The organism is Mesorhizobium sp. f-mel (genome assembly GCF_053850215.1).
Genome location: NZ_JBSPTO010000051.1, coordinates 1 through 18,715, shown reverse-complemented (window position 1 = coordinate 18,715; position 18,715 = coordinate 1). Strand labels below are relative to the sequence as shown.

The following is an 18,715-nucleotide window of genomic DNA, read 5'->3' as shown; positions in this document are numbered from 1 at the left end:
ATCAGGCACCGCGCCAAAGTAGCTCTCAAGGCAGGAAATGGCAGTCGCTCCTTCGCTCAACTGCCTCCCCAAAGAATCCTTTCTCGGTCTAAACTCAACCCCAATATCGCCATATGCGATTCCCCTGCGTTAGGTGGGGAGAATGACTCGGAACTGCGGTTCAGGCAAGTACGTATTTCAAGGGGATAATTCCCTTTTTCAATAACTCCACGCCCGTGGCCCACTATTGCATTTGATGAAGGGCATCTGGATTCCACGCCGAGCCAGCAACGAATGCTCGATACCCAAGATCCTGCGGACGCTCGCCAGCGCCGCCTCATTCACCTCGATGTAAGCGACGATGTACCATTCGCCGTTCTCTTCCCTCGCCATGCCCATCGGCTCGGCCCGCCATTTGAGCGCGCCATGATGCGGCATGAAGTAGGTTTCCTGGACGCCGCCGACGGCGCTGAGACCCTCGTCGAGGGCGTATTCCATCACCGCGCAGCAGAGCTGTGTAAGCGTGCCCCGCAATCCGGTCGAGCGTTTTTCGGGAACGACGAAGGTGCGGGTCCATTCGGCCCAATCGGGACGCCTGGGGACGCCTGATTTTTCGCACATGTGAGAAAAGACCTCCGAGACCATGTGCGGCTCGCTCGTTGGGATCAATCGGGCCGAGGTCACGACGCGACCGTCTTCAATACCGAGCAGGTAAGTCGCTGCGTCCGTATCGAACTGGTCTAGCTCGCGACCGTCCGGGCTCGGAGGGCGCCAGTGTTTTTGATGCACGAAAAAGTCGTGCCGCCGGCGCAGGAATTCGTCGAATTCGTTCTCGTAGAGATGCTTGTTAGACGCATTGACAACATGGGCAGTAATCATAGCGCGCCCCCCGATCGTTCTCGGAGGGATAGTTGCAGTCTTCCTAATATAGGTCACCTGTCCGATCGGACAGTTGACGCGTTCAGGGATGAATCAGGCGCCTGCGAACTGCTTCAACGACGGCTTGCGTGGTTGTAGCAACGCCAAAAGCCTCGCGAGCTCGCATCGAGTGCCATTTGACAGTGCGCTCGGTCAGGCCGAGAATTTGTGAGGTTTCGGATGAAGTCTTGCCGGCAGCTGCCCACATGAGCACTTCCTTTTCCCGATCGGTCAGCGGACCTTCGTCTTCGTCGTCGTCCTCGTCATTCGACAAGGCCTGGATCGACATGCCGGCATAGACCGCCATGGTGACAAGTTGCACTTGATGTCGCGGCGACAGGATGCAGGACTTTGCGGACGACGCAAACGACAGAACGGACTGCCAATGGTGGACGCTGAGCATCGGGACGGCAAAGCCGCTCCAGATGCCGAACTCCGTCGCCTCGCCCGCTACACGCCGTGAGCCTTCTGTATCTGACCACTTTGCCGGGACTTCGGACCAAAGGAACGGCTTCAAGGTCTTTGCCGAGTAGATGCAAACACCATCAACTGCGGCATGCTCGGCTTCGACATAGCGTTCGAACCAGCCGGACGGCCAGCCATTCAGTTCAACCATCGGTGCAAGCTTCTGCCCACCGAGCGGCACGCCGCTAAGGATGAGGTGCTCGAAGCCGAGCTTCCTCACGGTTCCGAGCAGGTCGCTCAGCAGCGCCCCGGTAGCTGTATGCTTCCTGCAGCGTTCGACAAAGTCGAACACGTCTGAATCGATCATGCCAGAGGCCCCGTCTCCTCGCCGAAATATTAGCATACCTCAAATTAGAATCTTCAAATATACCACCGCTACCTTGCCAATCACAACGGTTGCGTTTCCCCACACTCGTGCCAGGGCAACTTTTCCGCAATCGGCCCGGGGTCGCCGGCAGACTTGTGAGAAGGGAATGGATCGTTTCGACCTCGGCACCTATCGGCGACCCATCTCCGGTGCAACGCTGCGCGCAGCAGTGATTCTTGAAAGCCGCCGCTGAGAACAGCAAACGGACTCTTGATGCTATCTTCGCCATAGGCAGGCGCATCGGCCGAACGAATGAAAAAGGCCCGCGCCTGGCGGAGAGCGGGCGCGATCGGATTAGGCCCGACCTGCAGCGGGGAAGCGCAAGGTGGCGCCCCCACTGCTCACAGACAATCATTAGAGATCGCTAATTTTCTGCTTGACGACCGCTTAGCCGGCACCAAAATCGTGGTCTTAAGCTCAAGCGTTCGGACGGGGGATATCGCCATGCCTGACGGCATCGAAAATCTACTTCAGTGCGAGCCTGGCGCCCGGTCAGCGCGAAATAGTCGAGCAGTCGATCGCGTCGGCGGCGGAGCGCACGCGTGCGGAGGCCATGCCAGTCATACACAGCTGCCGTACAAGCGTCGTCGTGTGCGTGCAGAACCAGCCGCTTCCCTGCCGGAGGCGTTGAGGCGGACGTCAACAGTTAGCTGGCCGTGCGCAGACGCCGAGATCGAACAAAGGCCTTTAGTCCGTCGGAATCCAACGCATGCCCGAAGGCATAACCCTGCAGTATGTCGCAGCCCAAACTCTTGAGTGTCTGTGCGTGCTCCATCGTCTCGACACCCTCCGCTACGACCTCAATACCCAGGGATTTGCCGATTTCAATGATCGACGAGACGACCTGCCTTCGTTGCGGCGAGTTGACAATTGGGATGACCAGCTGGCGATCTATCTTCAGCCGGCGAGGCTGCAGCTTGAGCAAGCTGACTATTGAGGCATAGCCCGTACCGAAATCGTCTATTTCTACGTCAATGCCGAGCGCTTTTATCTGCTCAAGATTCCAGGTAACAAAATCATCATTTTCGTCAAGGAAAATTGACTCAACGAGCTCGAATGAAAGCGTTCCTTTCTTGATATTCAGCTTCCTAAGACTCTTTATGAGTTCCTCATCTTGAAGGCGGCGCGCCGAAACGTTGACTGACACCCGCGGAATGTGAAGATTCGCAGCAGACCACCCTTCGAAATCCAAAAGCGATTGCTCTAATATGGTTCGATCGATGATGGAGACGACATTCAGTTCTTCCGCAATCCTCAGGAATACATCGGGCGCCAAAATACCCTTCTCCGGATGTCTCCAACGCGCCAGCGCCTCAACCCCAACAATTTCGAGCGTTTTTGCGTCAAATTGCGGCTGGTAGAAGGGAATGAACTCGTTGCGCTCAAGGCCGCCGAGAATTTCGTCGGCAATCCGTTTAGTGTCGACGATTTCGCTTTGCATCGCCTCGGTGAAGAATTCGTATCGATTGCGCCCACGCCTCTTTGCTCGGTAAAGCGCGATGTCAGCGTTGACCAGCAGGTGTTTGGCCTCGATATCTTTTCCGTTGTCGACTGCAATTCCCACGCTCACACCAAAACGGCATCGATGGCCTTGGTAGTAGACGGGTTCGCGCATCTGGCTGATGACCCGGTCAGCGAGCAGCGCCAGTTGCTTGATATCGTCATGCACCACGCACAGGACGATGAATTCGTCTCCTCCGATCCGAGCGACGAATCCCTCACCATCGACCTTGGATCGGAGGACAGTTGACGCGTGAACAAGCATTGCGTCGCCTGCGGCGTGGCCAAGCGTATCGTTGATGTGCTTGAACCGATCCAGATCTATGTGAAGCAGTGCCGCATACCCGCCGGCGCGCCTAGCGTTTGCTGCGTAATCTTCCAGCACTTGGTCGAGGTAACGCCGGTTGGGCAAACCGGTTAGCGAATCGTGGAGCGCAGTGTGCTCTATGCGCGCCTTAGCCGACTCGAGTTCTGCGTTTTTCGACTCGGAAAGCTGTTTTGCCCGAACCAGGTCCTTGTTCAGCAGGACGTCGGCTGTCACATCCCATTCGGCGCCAATCATTTTTGGGGTGTCGTTTGCGACCCGGTGAATTATCGCTTTGGATCGGACATGACGAATCTCGCCATCCGGCCGAATGATCCGGTACTCCGACAAATATGGCCCGCCGACGGCCATCGCGCTGTCGAAATCGGCGTGGGCGCCAGCCAAATCATCCGGGTGGATTGCTTCCGCCCAGTCCAGGTAGCCGCGGTGCTCCCCAGTCGGTTTGCCGTATATTTCATTGACGCGGTCGTCCCACGTAAGTTCGTTGGTCGCGAGATCGTGTTCCCAAACGCCAATAGCTGACGCTTCCAGAGCGAGTTCCAGGCGTCTCGACAATCGACTCAGTTCCGCATAGTTGCGCTGTCTCTCGCCAATCAATCGACCCGTAACCAGGAATGGGATCACAACCAACGCCCCGGCCACCGCCATGATTGCGCGCAAGAGCCAGGCGTTGTCGGGCGTCGAAGGCCAGCCGTTTTTGGGAATGGCTGCGATACGCCACGAACCGGACGGGAGCAGAACGTCGGCTGTCACCGGATTGCTTTTGGCGACGCCCTCATTGCCGAAGAATTGATCTCCACTTGGACCGAGAGCGTCCTTGCCGATCAGCGCTATGTCAATCCCGAGATCGTCGTCAAGCAAACCGCTCGCCTTATAAAGGCGCTGAACGTCGACAACGGCCGAAATAATGCCCCAGAACCTTTCGGTATTGCCTGCACTCCGTACAAAAACCGGAATACGACCGACGAAGCCTTGCCCTCCCTGCCTCAAGTCGACGGGACCGGCAAGAATTAGCTCGCGCTCGTCTCGCGCCCTTAGCGCGGCCACACGCTGGCGCTCGTCCTTGCGGTAATCGAGGCCTATCGCCTTCTCGTTGCCCTCCATCGGGTACATCAGGGAAATGACCAGATCGGGCGCGCCGGCAATATTTTTCAATTGCGAGCCCCCGCCAAACAGGTTGCTCGCGAGCGAGGCGAAGCGTTGCTGTCCCATATAGGGCTCAGTCACGACTGCCGCGACCAGTCCCTGCACCAGTTGAAGGTTTCCGTTGATGTTACCTTCAAGCTTGGCGCGGATAAGATTGACCTTGGCCAGGACATCCGCACGGGCGGCTTGATCCGAGACGACTTTGTTCTGGTGGTCCGCGAACGCTGCGCCAACGGCAATAACTATCACCGCCATTGCCGCCGGGATATTTGCCGACGAAAAAACAGCCTTCTTAATACCGCCGAACCTAGCGCGGAAAAGAGCCAATAGGCGATTCCTCAGCTGCTATTCGGGTTCTCGGGCAACCCGACCAAGGAATATTAGCTATCAATATTTAATTTTGACCTTCACGGGTCCTAAAATTTTTGCACTTTCCGACCGCCTGGTGCCCCGGAGTGGTTGGAACAGACCTGCGGCTCGCTTGACACCTGGGAATTGCTTGCAGTCGCTGAAGGTGCATGGGTTGCCCTCGTGGAGGGATAACCGTGCTCACCTTTCCGGCATCAGATCGACGAGATGACAATGCAAAAACTGGAATAAGAGTAGGATTAGTGGCCCTCAATCGTCTTGGGGGTAACAAGGTATGGTATCTTGCCGACGCTACGCTTCGTCGCGCCAATGGAATAGGCCATTGGGATCTTGGGAGAGTTCTCTGGCAAGCCGTACATATCCTTGCCGGCCCTCACGGCAAATGAAAAGTGCTGCCACGAAACCGTGTCATGCTCATTGAGAAAATCAAGCGTCAGCCCAGCTGAAATCAGCGCGTTCACCACGTCACTGACCGGATGAATCCACTCATAGTAGCGAGGATGCTTCAAGATGCGGTCGTCGCCGGTATAGGTGAGTTCCTCGTTCCATGCGAGTGGTCGAGCTATTGGCGTTCGCCAGTCATGCTTGAACTCCAGCGCCGCAGCCTTGCGGTCACACTGGAACATCAACGGGTGGCCCTCGGCCAGATAGAGCCGGCCGCCGGGGCGCAGGAGATCGGCAACCACTCGCGCCCAGCGGAACACGTCGTCCAGCCAGTTTACCGAACCCCAGGTAACGTAAGCGATGTCAAAGGTTCGGCCGAGCGCCTCGACTGCCTCGAACAGTGGCGCCTCCACGAAGCGCACATTAGTCCCTGCCTTTGCAGCGAAATCCCGCGCCGCTGCGATCGCTGTCGGTGAAAAGTCGAGGCCGGTCACGCTGCCCGCGCCCAGGTTCTTCAAGCTGATTGTGTCGAGCCCGATATGACATTGCAGATGGACGATATCTTTGCCGAGAATGTCACCGACCTCGCGCGTTTCCAGCTCATAGAGATTGGATCCGCCTGCCAGCACATTTTCTATGTGGTAGCTGCCGGTTGTGTCGGTCGAATGCAGTTCGGCCCGATCATCCCAATTAAGGCGGTTCGCACCCAGAAACGGTTCCAAATTGCCCCCCCCCCAGTCCCTGCCGAGACTAATATTTGGTAAACAGAACGTTAATATACTTTGCAGCTAAACGATCGCGCGTCAATCCGAGGCGGGCCGGTGCACCACCGCTGCAGGCCAGGCCTGGCCAAGGTGGAGGTGCCCATCACGTGTCGGTGCAGAACGAGCGCGCAATCAGGACAAGGCTGCTGTCATAGGTGCCGGCTTCTCGCCCTATCAGCCTCGCGGCGCGATTTCACGCGGCGGCGTCCAGCCCCTGCGCCGGCACATAGTTCAGGATCGGGCCGAGCCAGCGCTCGACCTCGGCGAGCGGCATGCGCTTGCGGCGCGCGTAATCCTCGACCTGGTCGCGTTCGACCTTGGCCACGCCGAAATAATAGCTTTCGGGATGCGACAGGTAGATGCCGGACACTGAGGAGCCCGGCCACATCGCAAAACTTTCGGTCAGGCTGACGCCGGCATTGCGCTCGCCGTCGAGCAGGCGAAACACCGTCGCTTTCTCGGTGTGATCGGGCTGCGCCGGATAGCCGGGCGCCGGGCGGATGCCGCGATAGGGTTCGCCGATCAGCTCGTCCGGCGCCAGATCCTCATCCGGGGCATAGGCCCAGAATTCCTTGCGCACGCGTTCGTGCAGGCGCTCGGCGAAGGCTTCGGCGAAACGGTCGGCCAGCGCCTTCACCATGATCGACGAGTAGTCGTCGTTCGCCCGCTCGAAACGCTCGGCGATTGCCGCTTCCTCGATGCCGGCGGTGACGATGAAGCCGCCGAGATAGTCGGCCTTGCCGCTGTCAAAAGGCGCGACGAAATCCGAGAGGGCGACATTCGCCTTGCCGTCGCGCTTGGTCAGTTGCTGGCGCAGCGTGAAGAAGGTCGCCAGTTCCTGCGATCGCGCGTCGTCGGTGAACAGCCTGATGTCGTCGCCGACAGCGTTGGCCGGCCAGAAGCCGATGACGCCCTTCGGCGCGAACCATTTTTCCGCGATGATCTTCGCCAGCATCGCCTGGGCGTCCTCGAAGAGCTGGCGTGCCGCCGGCCCTTGAGCCTCGTCGTCGAGGATTTTCGGGTAACGCCCCTTCAGCTCCCAGGTCTGGAAGAACGGCGTCCAGTCGATATAGCGCGCGAGCTCGGCCAGATTCCAGCCTTCGAAGACTTTCACGCCGAGGAAGGACGGCTTCGGTGGCGCGTAGGCCGACCAGTCGATCCTGTGGGCGTTGGCGCGCGCCTTGACGAGCGGCAAGCGCTGCTTGTCGGCTTCGCTGCGCGCGTGCGCATCGGCAACCTTCTTGTATTCGGCACGAACGTTGTCGACATAGCCGCCCTTGGTCTCGTTCGACAGCAGGGCCGACACCACGCCGACCGCGCGGCTGGCATCGGTGACGTAGACCGTCTGGCCCCTGATATAGCGCGGATGAATCTTTACCGCCGTATGCACGCGGCTGGTCGTCGCGCCGCCGATCAACAGCGGAATGTCAAAACCTTCGCGCTCCATCTCGGCGGCCATATGCGCCATCTCGTCGAGCGAAGGCGTGATCAGGCCGGATAGGCCGATGATGTCGACCTGCTGCTCGCGCGCCGTCTGCAGGATCTTCGCCGCCGGCACCATGACGCCGAGGTCGATGATCTCGTAATTGTTGCAGGCCAGAACCACACCGACGATGTTCTTGCCGATATCGTGGACATCGCCCTTCACCGTCGCCATCAGGATCTTTCCGGCGGTCTGGCGCTCGCCGGTGTCGACGCCATTGGCGGCGTTCGCCAGCTTCTCCGCCTCCATGTGCGGAAGCAAGCCGGCAACGGCCTGCTTCATGACGCGGGCGGACTTCACCACTTGCGGCAGGAACATCTTGCCGGCACCAAACAGATCGCCGACGACATTCATTCCTGCCATCAAAGGACCTTCGATGACATGCAGCGGCCGCTCGGCGGCACGTCGTGCTTCGTCCGTGTCCGCGTCGATGAATTCGGTGATGCCGTTGACCAGTGCGTGCGAAATGCGCTGCTCGACCGGCCAGTCACGCCAGGCGAGATCGCGTTCCTGCGCCTCCTTGCCCGCCGTGCCCTTGAAGCGTTCGGCGAGTTCCAGCATGCGTTCGGTCGCAGTGCCGCCGCCCTTCGGCTGACGGTTGTTGACGACATCCTCGCAGGCTTCGCGCAATTCCGGATCGATGGACTCGTAAACGGCAAGCTGCCCGGCGTTGACGATGCCCATGTCCATGCCCGCCTGGATGGCATGGTAGAGGAACACGGCATGCATGGCCTCGCGCACCGGCTCGTTGCCGCGAAACGAGAAGGAGAGGTTCGAGACGCCGCCCGATATGTGGACATGCGGAAGCGTCGCGGTGATCTGCCTGGCGGCTTCGATGAAGTCGACGCCGTAATTGTTGTGCTCGTCGATGCCGGTGGCGATGGCAAAGATGTTCGGGTCGAAAACGATGTCCTCGGGCGGGAATCCGGCCTGCTCTGTCAAGAGCTTGTAGGCTCGGGTGCAGATTTCGACCTTGCGCGCCTGTGTATCGGCCTGACCGTCTTCGTCGAAGGCCATGACGACCACCGCCGCGCCATACGCGCGGACGAGCTTCGCATGGTGCAGAAAGGCCGCTTCGCCTTCCTTCATGGAAATGGAGTTCACCAGCGGCTTGCCTTGCACGCATTTCAGGCCGGCTTCGATGATCTCCCATTTGGAACTGTCGATCATCACGGGAACGCGGGCGATATCAGGCTCGGCGGCGATCAGGTTGAGATATTCGACCATCGCCTTCTTCGAATCGATCAGGCCTTCGTCCATGTTGATGTCGATGATCTGCGCGCCATTGGCGACCTGGTCGCGGGCGACTTCGAGCGCGGCGGCATAATCGCCCGCCGTGATCAGCTTCCTGAACCTGGCCGAGCCCGTGACATTGGTGCGCTCGCCGACATTCACGAATGGAATCTCCTTGGTCAACGTGAACGGCTCGAGCCCCGAAAGGCGCATCTTCGGCTCGATGTCGGGAACAGCGCGCGGCGGATATTCCTTTACCGCCTGTGCGATGGCGCGGATGTGGTCCGGCGTCGAGCCGCAGCAGCCGCCGACGACATTGACCAATCCGTCACGCGCGAACTCCTCGATCTGCGCGGCCATGAATTCGGGGCTCTCGTCATAACGGCCGAATTCATTGGGCAGGCCGGCATTCGGATAGGCGCAAACAAAGGTGTCGGCGACACCGGAAATTTCGTCCAGATGCGCGCGCATGGCCTTGGCGCCCAGCGCGCAATTGAGGCCAATTGTGAACGGGTTGGCGTGACGGACTGAATGCCAGAAAGCCGTCGGCGTCTGGCCGGACAGCGTGCGGCCGGACAGGTCGGTGATCGTGCCGGAGATCATGACCGGCAGATGCATATCCTTCTCGATGAAGATCTCTTCTGCTGCGAAGATCGCCGCCTTGGCGTTCAGCATATCGAAGATGGTCTCGATCAGGATGATGTCGGCGCCGCCGTCGATCAGACCGCGCAGCTGCTCGCCATAGGCAAGGCGCAATTCGTCGAATGTCACGGCCCGGTAGCCGGGATTGTTGACATCCGGCGACATCGAGGCGGTGCGGTTGGTTGGCCCCAGCGCACCGGCGACGAAACGACGCCTGCCGTCCTCCTGCTCAGCCCTCACCGCTGCCCTACGCACCAGCCGCGCACCGTCGCGGTTCAGCGCGTAGACCGCATCCTCCATGCCGTAATCCGCCTGGGCGATGGCGGTCGACGAGAAGGTGTTGGTTTCAAGGATATCCGCCCCGGCGATGGCGTATTGATAGTGAATCTCCTCGATCGCCTTGGGCTGCGTCAGGATCAGCAGATCATTGTTGCCCTGCTGATGGCAGGCGCAATCGGCGAATTTGTCGCCACGGAAGTGGTTCTCGTCGAAACCGAGGCCCTGGATCTGCGTACCCATGGCACCGTCCAGGATGAGGATGCGTTCCTGCGCCGCCGCCGTCAGCGCGGCGAGGACTTCCGAACCGTCGGGCTTAGCCGCGACGGGGCCGAACAGGTCGTCCAGCGATGAAGGGTTTTGCGACACTTTCCATCCTTGAGGCGACGGTCGCGCTTAAGCGACATAAAGACATCTTTATGTCAGTATACGAGATTTGTCTGCTGCTGTCACCCCTGCCGCGGCGAATGCTGCCCGCCGGCCCTACAACGCCGCCTGCGCGGCCTTTGCCACCCCCGCCGCTCTCAGCAACATGCCGAACAGGTCGCGCGGCTCGTCGGGGTCATTTCCGACAGCAGCACCGGGTAACCGTTGCGAGGCGCGGCGATCGTCGACCAGGCAATCGCCGATGTGACCGCCGGCAAGGTCTCCGACGCGGATGTCGCTTACTTCATGATGTGGTCGGCGCGACCTCTCGCGTCAGGAGAAGATCTCCGCCAGTTCGTCGACGCCGGTGCCTTCCCTAACCTGCCGCAACTCGACATAGCTGACCGCGGTGGCGATCGACATCACCATAGATGTTATACTCGTCACCAATGCGTCCACCACCGCACCCACTATCCCCCCTCCAAACAGCTCGGTTGCAGTGCCGAGCGCCAACTCAATGGCGATCGCGGTGACGATCAGGATAAGGAACAGGCCGAACAGCGCCCAGCGGCTTCCCTTGGTCAGATCGCGGCTGCGCGCTATCGAGCCGAATACGCCGAGCCGCTCTTGCACCAGCGCCGGTACCGCGACCGACCAACGAAGCGCCAACATGATGCCAGGCACAATAAGCAGCATAAAACCCAGGCCCACGCCTAAACCAACCAACAGGGCAATGGCGAACGTTGGCAGGAGAAAGGAAACTGCTTTCGCGATGCAGTCACCGAACGAAGGCTGCTTGCCGTTCAGGTCCTCGATGGTGGCGCGCACCAGCGATGCCTGGAGCAACAGCGACAGGATATAGGAAGCAAGGCCAACGCCCATCGTGACGGCAGTATAGCCGAATACCAGGTTCTCCTCGCCGAAAGTGCTCGGGTCGAACGGGATGGCCGGGTCCTGTCTCAACGCCCAAAGTTGAAAAACAAGAGTCGGCAAACCCGAAAACAATGCCGCAAGTCCTAAGCAAAGCACGGCATTGCGGCTGATGACAGCAAAGCTGTCGTTGAAAACCCTGCCGATGCGAAACTTGTCCGGTCGTTCCAATGTCACTGAAGCCATGACGTAACCTATCAGTCAAGGCCGACCCTGATGCGATGAAGGCGGCCTTGCCGCTATGAGAAAATTTCCGCCAGTTCGTCGACGCTGGTGCCTTCCTTGACCTGACGCAGTTCGACATAGCTGACCGCCGGGGCGACCGATGTCACCACGGATACGACGGATCTCACCAGAGCATCCAGAATGAGAGCCGTGGTCACGCCAAAGACCATGACGATTTGGCTCAGAACAAGCTGGATGGCGATCACGGCTATGATCAGGATAATCCAGAATCCGAACAGCGCCCAGCGGCTCCCTTTGGTCAGCTCGCGACTGCGCTTCATGCTGCCGAACACCCCCAGCCGTTCCTGAACCAGAACCGGCACGGCGACAGACCAGCGGAGCCATAATATGATGCCTGGGACGATGAGCAGCATGAAGCCCAATACCGCGCCAATAGAGACCAGTACTGCGATGCCTATCACCGGCAGCAGGAGGGGGATTGCTATCTTCAGGCTGTCGCCCAGCGATGGCCGCTTGCCGCTCAGGTCCTCGATGGCCGCACGCACCAGCGTCGCTTGCAAAATCGCTGCCAACACCATGGAAGCCAGCACGACAAAGAGTGTAACGATAACTCGTTGGGCCGAGAACTCCGGAGTGCCTGTCTCGGTGCCGATTGCCCATTGCCAGAGCCAAAGCTGGTAGAGCAGCGTTGGCAAGCCTGAAAACAGCACTGCCAGGCCGAGGCAAAGACCGAAATTGCGGCTGATAACAGCAAAGCTGTCGTTGAAAACCCTGCCGATGCGAAATTTGTCCGGCCGTTCCAATGTCGTTGAAACCATGATGCGTCCCTCGCTCAATCACCGCATATCGGCTGGTGATCCCCGTATTAAATGTGCCAACATTGGAGGTCGGCGTCTAGTCCACTTGCAATTGCCGTTGTGCATTGTCAGTGTCGGCTGGGGAACCACAGGTTGCAGGGGAGCGGTCGGCAGTGGCACAGCCAGGCACAGCGGAAGCCGAATGGCTGGCAAAAGCGCATGAGCAGCTGATCTCGGATAAGTCGATCCAGTTCGACCTGCCGGCCTATGTGCCGCCGCAGCCACCCGACTGGCTGAAGCCGCTGCTGGACCTGTTGTCGTCGCTCGGTCCCTACATGATCTATCTGTTCTGGGGGGCGGTGATATCAGGTGCCGCGATCATCCTGCTCCTGGTCTTCCTCGAGATGAAAGGTATCGCCTGGCGCCTGCCGTGGCAGCGCGCGCGTCGCGAAACCGAGGCGGAGGAAGCATGGCGTCCCGACGCCGGCGCCGCGCAGATCCTGCTGTCGGAAGCCGACGCGCTGGCCGCGCGAGGCGACTATGACGAAGCTGTCCATCTCCTGCTTCGCCGCAGCGTCGCCGATATTGCCGGCCGGCTGCCAGACTTCCTGCGCCCGTCGCTCACGGCGCGCGACATCGCCGCTGCTGCTTCGGTTCCCGCCAAGGCCCGCGCGGCGTTTACCGAGATCGCACGCATTGTCGAAGCCGCATTGTTCGCCCGCCGGCCGGTCGGCGCCGAAGGCTGGCGGCAAGCACGCGGCGCCTATGAGCGGTTCGTCTTCCGGGATGCCTGGACATGAGTGCTGCGACGGCCGAACCCGCAGCACAGGAACCGTTCAGTCGAAGAACGCTATTCTGGGGCATTTTCGCCAGCCTGCTTGCGGCAGCAGGGTTCTTCCTGCTGTCCACCTATGCGCCCGATTTCCGGCAACCCGGCAATGGCGGCGCCACGCCGCTGTCGAAAAGCGGCGTCGGCTATGCGGGCCTGGCGGAATGGATGCGGCTGACTGGCAACCCGTCTTCCATGGCGCGGACCGAGGACGATCTCGGCACCGACATGTTGCTGATCGTCACCATTTCGCCCGAGAGCGATCCCGCGGCGCTCGACCACATCCTCGAACTTCGGCAGGACCTGGATACCCTCTTCGTGCTGCCCAAATGGCAGACATTGCCGCTGGAGCAGCACGAAGGATGGAAGATGAAATTCGGGCGATTGCCCGATGCGGTGGTGAACCAATGGCTCGGCCGGATCGCCAATGAAAAGATCGGCGTCGGCCAAAGCACGGTGCAGCAACTCGACATCGAGGGCCGGCTTGTTGCCGCCCCCGATGAATTGCAGTGGGTGGCGGACGAGCATCCAATCATAGCAGCCGGCAACGACAAGGCTGTGCTCACCGAACTGGACGACAAGCCTTTTTATATCCTGACCGACCCCGACCTGATCAACAACGCCGCGCTTGGGGACTCCAACAAGGCGGCAGCCGCGCTAAATCTGATCAGCCGGCTTCAATCCGGAATCAGTCCGTCCTGGTCCAATTTCAAACTGCCCGACCCTGACCAACTCGGCGACGCCGCATCCGAAAATCCAGATAAGAGAGGCCGCGCACAGCCGGTCATGTTCGATCTCACGCTGCATGGCGCAGGGCGAAAATATGATCTTGCGAAGCTGTTGGTCGAACCGCCGTTTCTGGCGCTGACACTGACGATCCTGGCTGCGGCGGCGCTGGCTTTCCTGCACGGCCTCGGCCGTTTCGGCCCACCGCGCGCCGAATTGCGCGCTATTGCCTTTGGCAAGCGCGCGCTGGTGGATACGACGGCGATGCTGCTGCGGCGCGCCGGGCGGCTCGAGGAACTGGGAGGCCGCTATGCGGCCTTGATGCGGGTGCGCGCCGGCGCACTGCTGGGAGCGCCGCAGGGGCTGCAAGGCGAAGCGCTCGACCGCTGGCTCGATTCTCGCGATAAGGACGAGGCCAGCGGATTCACTGCGCGGGCGAAAGCCGCCGGCGAGGCGAAAAACCTGACGCAAATGCACGAAGCAGCCGAGCGGCTGCACGATTGGACGGCAAGGAGGCTCGGTGAACGTCGATGATGTGAAGGCCCTGGTGACACGGATCAGGGAAGAAGTGGCCAAGGCGATCACCGGGCAGCACGACACGGTCGACCTGATGCTGACCGCCTTGTTCGCCGGCGGGCATATCCTGCTGGAAGGCCCTCCGGGCACGGCCAAGACAATGACCGCACGTTGCTTCGCGCAGGCTCTGGGTGTCGCCTACGGACGCATCCAGTTCACGCCTGACCTGATGCCTGGCGATATCGTCGGATCGAACATCTACAATTTCCAGACCGGACAGTTCACGCTGACGCGCGGTCCGATCTTCTGCGACCTCTTGCTTGCCGACGAGATCAACCGCACGCCGCCCAAGACACAGGCAGCGCTCCTGGAGGCGATGCAGGAGCATGCGGTCACCTTCGACGGCACCACGCATTCGCTCGGCCGTAACTTCATGGTGGTCGCGACCCAGAACCCGATCGAGCATCAGGGTGTCTATCCCCTGCCCGAGGCACAGCTCGACCGCTTCCTGTTCAAGCACCGGGTCAGCTATCCCGGCCCCGAGGAGGAACGGGCCATCATCATCCACCACGGCGGCGGCTCCGCCTCGCACGACATCGCGCAATACGGCATCAAGGCCCAGGCGGACCGCAAGACACTGGAGAACGCGCTCGCCACCGTCGGCTCCGTCACGCTTGTCGACGACGTCGTCGACTACATCGCGGCACTGGTGCGCGCCACACGCGACACCGCCGATTTGGAGGTTGGCGCCAGTCCACGCGCGGGCGCCATGCTGGCCAGGGCGGCACGGGCGCGGGCGGCGCTGGACGGGCGCGCCTATGTGATCCCCGACGACGTCAAGGCGCTGGCGGTGCCGGCGCTGCGCCATCGCGTCATCCTTTCCCCGGCCGCACAAATCGATGGCCGGCTGGTCGAGCAGATCGTCTCCGACCTGGTCGATCAGACGGAAGCGCCGCGTTGATCTATCCGAGCGGCCGAGCAGTGTGGGCGGCGGCGGCAGGCGCGGTGCCGGCCTTCCTGGTCGCGCTGGCGCTGCCGTCGCTCTGGTTTCTCGGATTGCTGTGGATCTGCCTGCTGCTCGCCTTCCTGGCGGTGGACGCCGCGGCAGGACGCGGGCGGGCATCGCTGGACGCCAGCCTCCACGCGCCGCCGCAGGTCGGCGTCGGCGGAGAATTCACCGTCCGCGTCGCCGCGCGTTTTTCGGGCCTGCCGCGCGCATTGCAGGCGCGCGTCGGCCACGATGAACGTCTGGCGCCGCTGAACGGCACCGGCGGCGCCCTGACCCCGACCGGCGATGGCGGATCGCTCGACCTTGGGTTCCAGGCGCTACGGCGCGGCATCGCCAGCTTCGATCGTCTGTGGGTGCGCTGGCGCGGGCCGTTCGGACTGGTCTGGAACCAGGTCGTCCTGCCGATGGAAAGCAAGGTGGCGGTGTTGCCCGACGTCCGCGGCGCCCGCGAGCAGGCGATCACGCTGCTGCAACGCGAGGCGCTGCCCGACGGCCATGCACAGCGCCGGGCCGGCCAGGGCCGGGAATTCGAGGCGCTGAAGGGCTATCAGCCCGGCATGGGCCGGCGGATGATCGACTGGAAGCGCAGCGCCCGCCACGGCAGGCTGCTGGCGCGCGAGTTCCGCATCGAGGAGAACAACAACATCGTGCTGGCCATCGACAGCGGACGCCTGATGTGCGAGCCGGTCGACGGCGTGCCTAAGGTGGACCGGGCCGTGACGGCCGCCTTGCTGTCGGCGTTCATCGCGCTAAAGGGCGGCGACATGGTTAGCCTGTTCGGCTTCGATGCGCGGCCACGCATCGCCAGCGGCGCAGTGCGCGGCTCCGCCAGCTTTGCAATGATCCAGAAGCTGGCGGCGGAGATCGACTATTCCAGCGAGGAGACCAACTTCACCCTGGCGCTGACCACGCTCGCGGCGCGGCTCGACCGACGCTCGCTGGTGATCATCTTCACCGACTTCGTCGATCCGATCAGCGCGGAATTGATGCTGCGCACCGTCGGCCGGCTCACCGAGCGGCATCTGGTGCTGTTCATGATGATGAGGGACGTCGAGCTGGAGAGCTTGGCCGACATGCCACCTTTGTCCGGCGAGGATGTGGCTCGCGCCGTCGTCGCCGGCGGGCTTTTGCGCGAAAGGCAGGTCGTCATCGGCCGGTTGCGGCTGCTTGGCGCGCATGTGATCGAGGCCGATCATCAAAGATTGGGGCCGGCGCTGGTCGAGCGCTACCTGCAGTTCAAGCAGGAGGATCTGTTGTGACTGTGCCGGTATCCGGCGATGCTGGACGCGGCGATACCTTACGCCAGTCGCTGGCCAGCTTCCGTCGGGAGCGCGAGGCCGACTGGAAGGCGTTCGAGGCGCTTCTCGCCCGCGTCGAGAAACGCGCGCCGCGGACGCTGTCGGAAGAAGAGCTGCTGTCGCTGCCGTTGCTCTACCGGTCGGCATTGTCTTCCCTTTCGGTGGCGAGAGCGACATCCCTCGACAGTGCGCTGATCGCCTATCTCGAATCCCTGTCGCTGCGAGGTTACTTCTATCTCTACGGGGCACGCCGCGGGCTGCGGCAGCGCATCACCGATTTCTTCCTGCACGACTGGCCCGGTGCCATCCGCGGCTTGTGGCGCGAGACGCTGGTGTCGGTGGCGCTGATGTTTGTCGGCATCGGCGCCGGCGCCTGGCTGGTAGCGTCCGACAAGAGCTGGTTCGACGCGATCATCCCGTCGGGCCTGGCCGCCGGCCGCGGCCCCGACGCTTCGGCCGAGCTGCTGCGCAGGATGCTTTATGATGGCGACAATGGTTTCCTGTCGGGCTTTGCCGCCTATCTGTTCACGCACAACGTTCAGGTCGCAATCCTGGCCTTTGCGCTTGGCTTTGCCTTTGCGGTGCCGACGGTGCTGCTGATGCTGTTCAACGGCTGCATGCTCGGCGCGCTGTTCCAAGTCTATTGGGCAAAGGGGCTTGGGATGGAACTCGGCGGCTGGCTGGCCATTCATGGCACCACCGAATTGTTCGCCATCGCACTGGCCGGCGCTGCCGGCGTGCGCATCGGCACGCGCATAGCCTTTCCCGGCGAGTTGACCCGCATGACGGCAGCGGCCCATGCGGGACGCGTCGCGGCGACCGCGATGGTCGGCGTTTCGGTCATGCTGCTGTTTGCCGGACTGCTCGAGGGCATCGGCAGGCAGACGATCACCAGCGACGTCACGCGCTATGCCATTGGCGGCGGCATGCTCGCACTGTGGATCGGCTATTTCTACCTGTTCCAGGTGGTGCGGAATGGCGACCGCTAGACGCTCCGCCCTGGCGACAATGCGCTCGCTGATCACGCCTGAAGGTGTCGATCTCCAGATAAAGCTGGCCGACGCCGGCACACGGGCTGCCGCTTTCCTGCTCGATGTCGTGTTTATCGCCACGGCTGCAATCGCGGTCACGATTGTCGCGCTGCTCGGGGTAAGGGGTTTCGGCACTGATAAATTGCAGCCGCTTTTCATCGTCTGGATCATCGCGATCTTTTTTCTGCGAAACGTCTATTTCATCGCCTTCGAGGCGGGCCGGCGCGCGTCGACGCCGGGCAAGCGGATTGTCGGCATCAGGGTGGCGTCACGCAACGGAGCCGGCCTGTCGGTCGATCAGGTCATCGCCCGCAATCTGATGCGCGAGATCGAGGTGTTCCTGCCGCTGTCGATCATCGCGGCGCGCGGCGGGGCCGGCGTCGCTGATACGCTGACGACGGTCTTCGGACTGGTGTGGGCGCTGTTGTTCGCCCTGTTCCCGCTTTTCAATCGCGACCGCATGCGGATTGGCGACCTCCTGGCGGGAACATGGGTCGTCGAGGCGCCGAAGCGCACGCTAATGGAGGATTTGTCGGCAAGGCAGGATCCGGTGGCCAAGGCCTTTCGGTTCAGCCACGCTCAGCTCGATGCTTATGGCATCGCCGAACTGCACAAGTTGGAGGAAGTGCTGCGCCGCGACGACTATTTCGCGCTGCGGGCGGTGGCTGAAACGATCGGACGCAAGATCGGCGCGACGCCGGCGGCCCATGATGCCCGCCCGTTCCTGACGGCGTATTACGGCGAGCTCCGAGCCCATCTCGAGCGGAAGCTGCTGCTCGGCAACCGCAAGGCCGACAAGCACGCGCGCGGTAGCAACACCGGACCAACGAGGCTGCCGTGAACACATCTCTATCCGAACTTGAACTTCAAGAGATGGAAGCCCGAGTTGCCGCGGCCCAAGCTGGCCCGTGGAGATCATGGGTCGAGGGCCGGGACTTCCTCGGCGGGTCAAATTTCATCCAGACCGGCCAAGGGGCGGATCGCGGCGAGGACATCGAAATGACCGGCGCGACGGTCGCGGACCAGGATTTCATGGCCGCCGCGCGTCAGGATCTTCCTCGCCTGATCGCCGAAGTGCGCAGACTCCGCGGGCTCCTCAATCGAGCAAATTAGAGCCTTTCGCATTTAGGTTGACTTGTATCCGGCGTTTTCGATGTAGTTTCGGCATTCCAGTGG

At 61.4% G+C, this 18,715-nt stretch carries 14 protein-coding genes; 7 read left to right on the top strand and 7 right to left on the bottom strand.

Annotation, left to right across the window (positions count from 1 at the left end; translation table 11 throughout):
- Positions 1–198: 198 nt before the first annotated feature.
- From ACWUKX_RS30110 to ACWUKX_RS30080, 7 genes are all read right to left on the bottom strand, one after another.
- Positions 199–858 carry an acyl-homoserine-lactone synthase gene (locus tag ACWUKX_RS30110; protein ID WP_456010299.1) on the bottom strand — a complete coding sequence of 220 codons (660 nt, stop codon included), beginning with the start codon at positions 856–858 and terminating at the stop codon, positions 199–201.
- 82 nt (positions 859–940) lie between these two features.
- Positions 941–1,669 carry a LuxR family transcriptional regulator gene (locus tag ACWUKX_RS30105; RefSeq protein ID WP_456010297.1) on the bottom strand — a complete coding sequence of 243 codons (729 nt, stop codon included), beginning with the start codon at positions 1,667–1,669 and terminating at the stop codon, positions 941–943.
- 706 nt (positions 1,670–2,375) lie between these two features.
- Positions 2,376–4,955, bottom strand: a complete 2,580-nt coding sequence (locus ACWUKX_RS30100) for a bifunctional diguanylate cyclase/phosphodiesterase (RefSeq protein WP_456010300.1) — start codon at positions 4,953–4,955, stop codon at positions 2,376–2,378.
- A gap of 353 nt (positions 4,956–5,308) precedes the next feature.
- A complete protein-coding gene (locus ACWUKX_RS30095; protein WP_455848257.1) occupies positions 5,309–6,175 on the bottom strand; it encodes a class I SAM-dependent methyltransferase in 867 nt (288 codons plus the stop codon).
- 235 nt (positions 6,176–6,410) lie between these two features.
- Positions 6,411–10,220 carry a methionine synthase gene (metH, locus tag ACWUKX_RS30090; protein WP_456010295.1) on the bottom strand — a complete coding sequence of 1,270 codons (3,810 nt, stop codon included), beginning with the start codon at positions 10,218–10,220 and terminating at the stop codon, positions 6,411–6,413.
- A 330-nt stretch (positions 10,221–10,550) separates the two neighbouring features.
- Positions 10,551–11,333, bottom strand: coding sequence for a hypothetical protein (locus ACWUKX_RS30085; RefSeq protein ID WP_456010294.1), 783 nt, complete (start codon positions 11,331–11,333; stop codon positions 10,551–10,553).
- Positions 11,334–11,386: 53 nt separating this feature from the next.
- The gene (locus ACWUKX_RS30080; protein ID WP_456010293.1) at positions 11,387–12,151 is read right to left on the bottom strand and encodes a glycerophosphoryl diester phosphodiesterase membrane domain-containing protein; all 765 of its coding nucleotides are present in this window, start codon (positions 12,149–12,151) and stop codon (positions 11,387–11,389) included.
- Between the two features lie 152 nt (positions 12,152–12,303).
- Here ACWUKX_RS30080 and ACWUKX_RS30075 point away from each other — a divergent pair, with 152 nt between their 5' ends.
- Genes ACWUKX_RS30075 through ACWUKX_RS30045 form a run of 7 tightly spaced genes read left to right on the top strand, consistent with a single transcriptional unit; the run spans position 12,304 to position 18,652 of the window.
- On the top strand, positions 12,304–12,930 hold the full coding sequence (locus ACWUKX_RS30075) for a DUF4129 domain-containing protein (protein ID WP_456010292.1): 627 nt from the start codon (positions 12,304–12,306) through the stop codon (positions 12,928–12,930).
- Positions 12,927–14,219: a DUF4350 domain-containing protein gene (locus ACWUKX_RS30070; RefSeq protein WP_456010291.1), complete on the top strand. Its 1,293-nt coding sequence runs from the start codon at positions 12,927–12,929 to the stop codon at positions 14,217–14,219. The genes ACWUKX_RS30075 and ACWUKX_RS30070 overlap by 4 nt, the downstream gene beginning before the upstream one ends.
- A complete protein-coding gene (locus tag ACWUKX_RS30065) occupies positions 14,206–15,162 on the top strand; it encodes an AAA family ATPase (protein ID WP_456010290.1) in 957 nt (318 codons plus the stop codon). The genes ACWUKX_RS30070 and ACWUKX_RS30065 overlap by 14 nt, the downstream gene beginning before the upstream one ends.
- Positions 15,159–16,469 (top strand): DUF58 domain-containing protein, encoded by a 1,311-nt coding sequence (locus tag ACWUKX_RS30060; RefSeq protein ID WP_456010289.1) that lies wholly within the window; start codon positions 15,159–15,161, stop codon positions 16,467–16,469. The genes ACWUKX_RS30065 and ACWUKX_RS30060 overlap by 4 nt, the downstream gene beginning before the upstream one ends.
- Complete coding sequence (locus ACWUKX_RS30055; RefSeq protein ID WP_456010288.1) at positions 16,466–17,497, top strand: stage II sporulation protein M; 1,032 nt, start codon at positions 16,466–16,468, stop codon at positions 17,495–17,497. Before ACWUKX_RS30060 ends, ACWUKX_RS30055 begins: the two co-directional genes overlap by 4 nt.
- Complete coding sequence (locus ACWUKX_RS30050; protein WP_029354011.1) at positions 17,484–18,380, top strand: RDD family protein; 897 nt, start codon at positions 17,484–17,486, stop codon at positions 18,378–18,380. Before ACWUKX_RS30055 ends, ACWUKX_RS30050 begins: the two co-directional genes overlap by 14 nt.
- 32 nt (positions 18,381–18,412) lie before the next feature.
- The gene (locus tag ACWUKX_RS30045; RefSeq protein ID WP_456010287.1) at positions 18,413–18,652 is read left to right on the top strand and encodes a hypothetical protein; all 240 of its coding nucleotides are present in this window, start codon (positions 18,413–18,415) and stop codon (positions 18,650–18,652) included.
- Positions 18,653–18,715 lie beyond the last annotated feature (63 nt).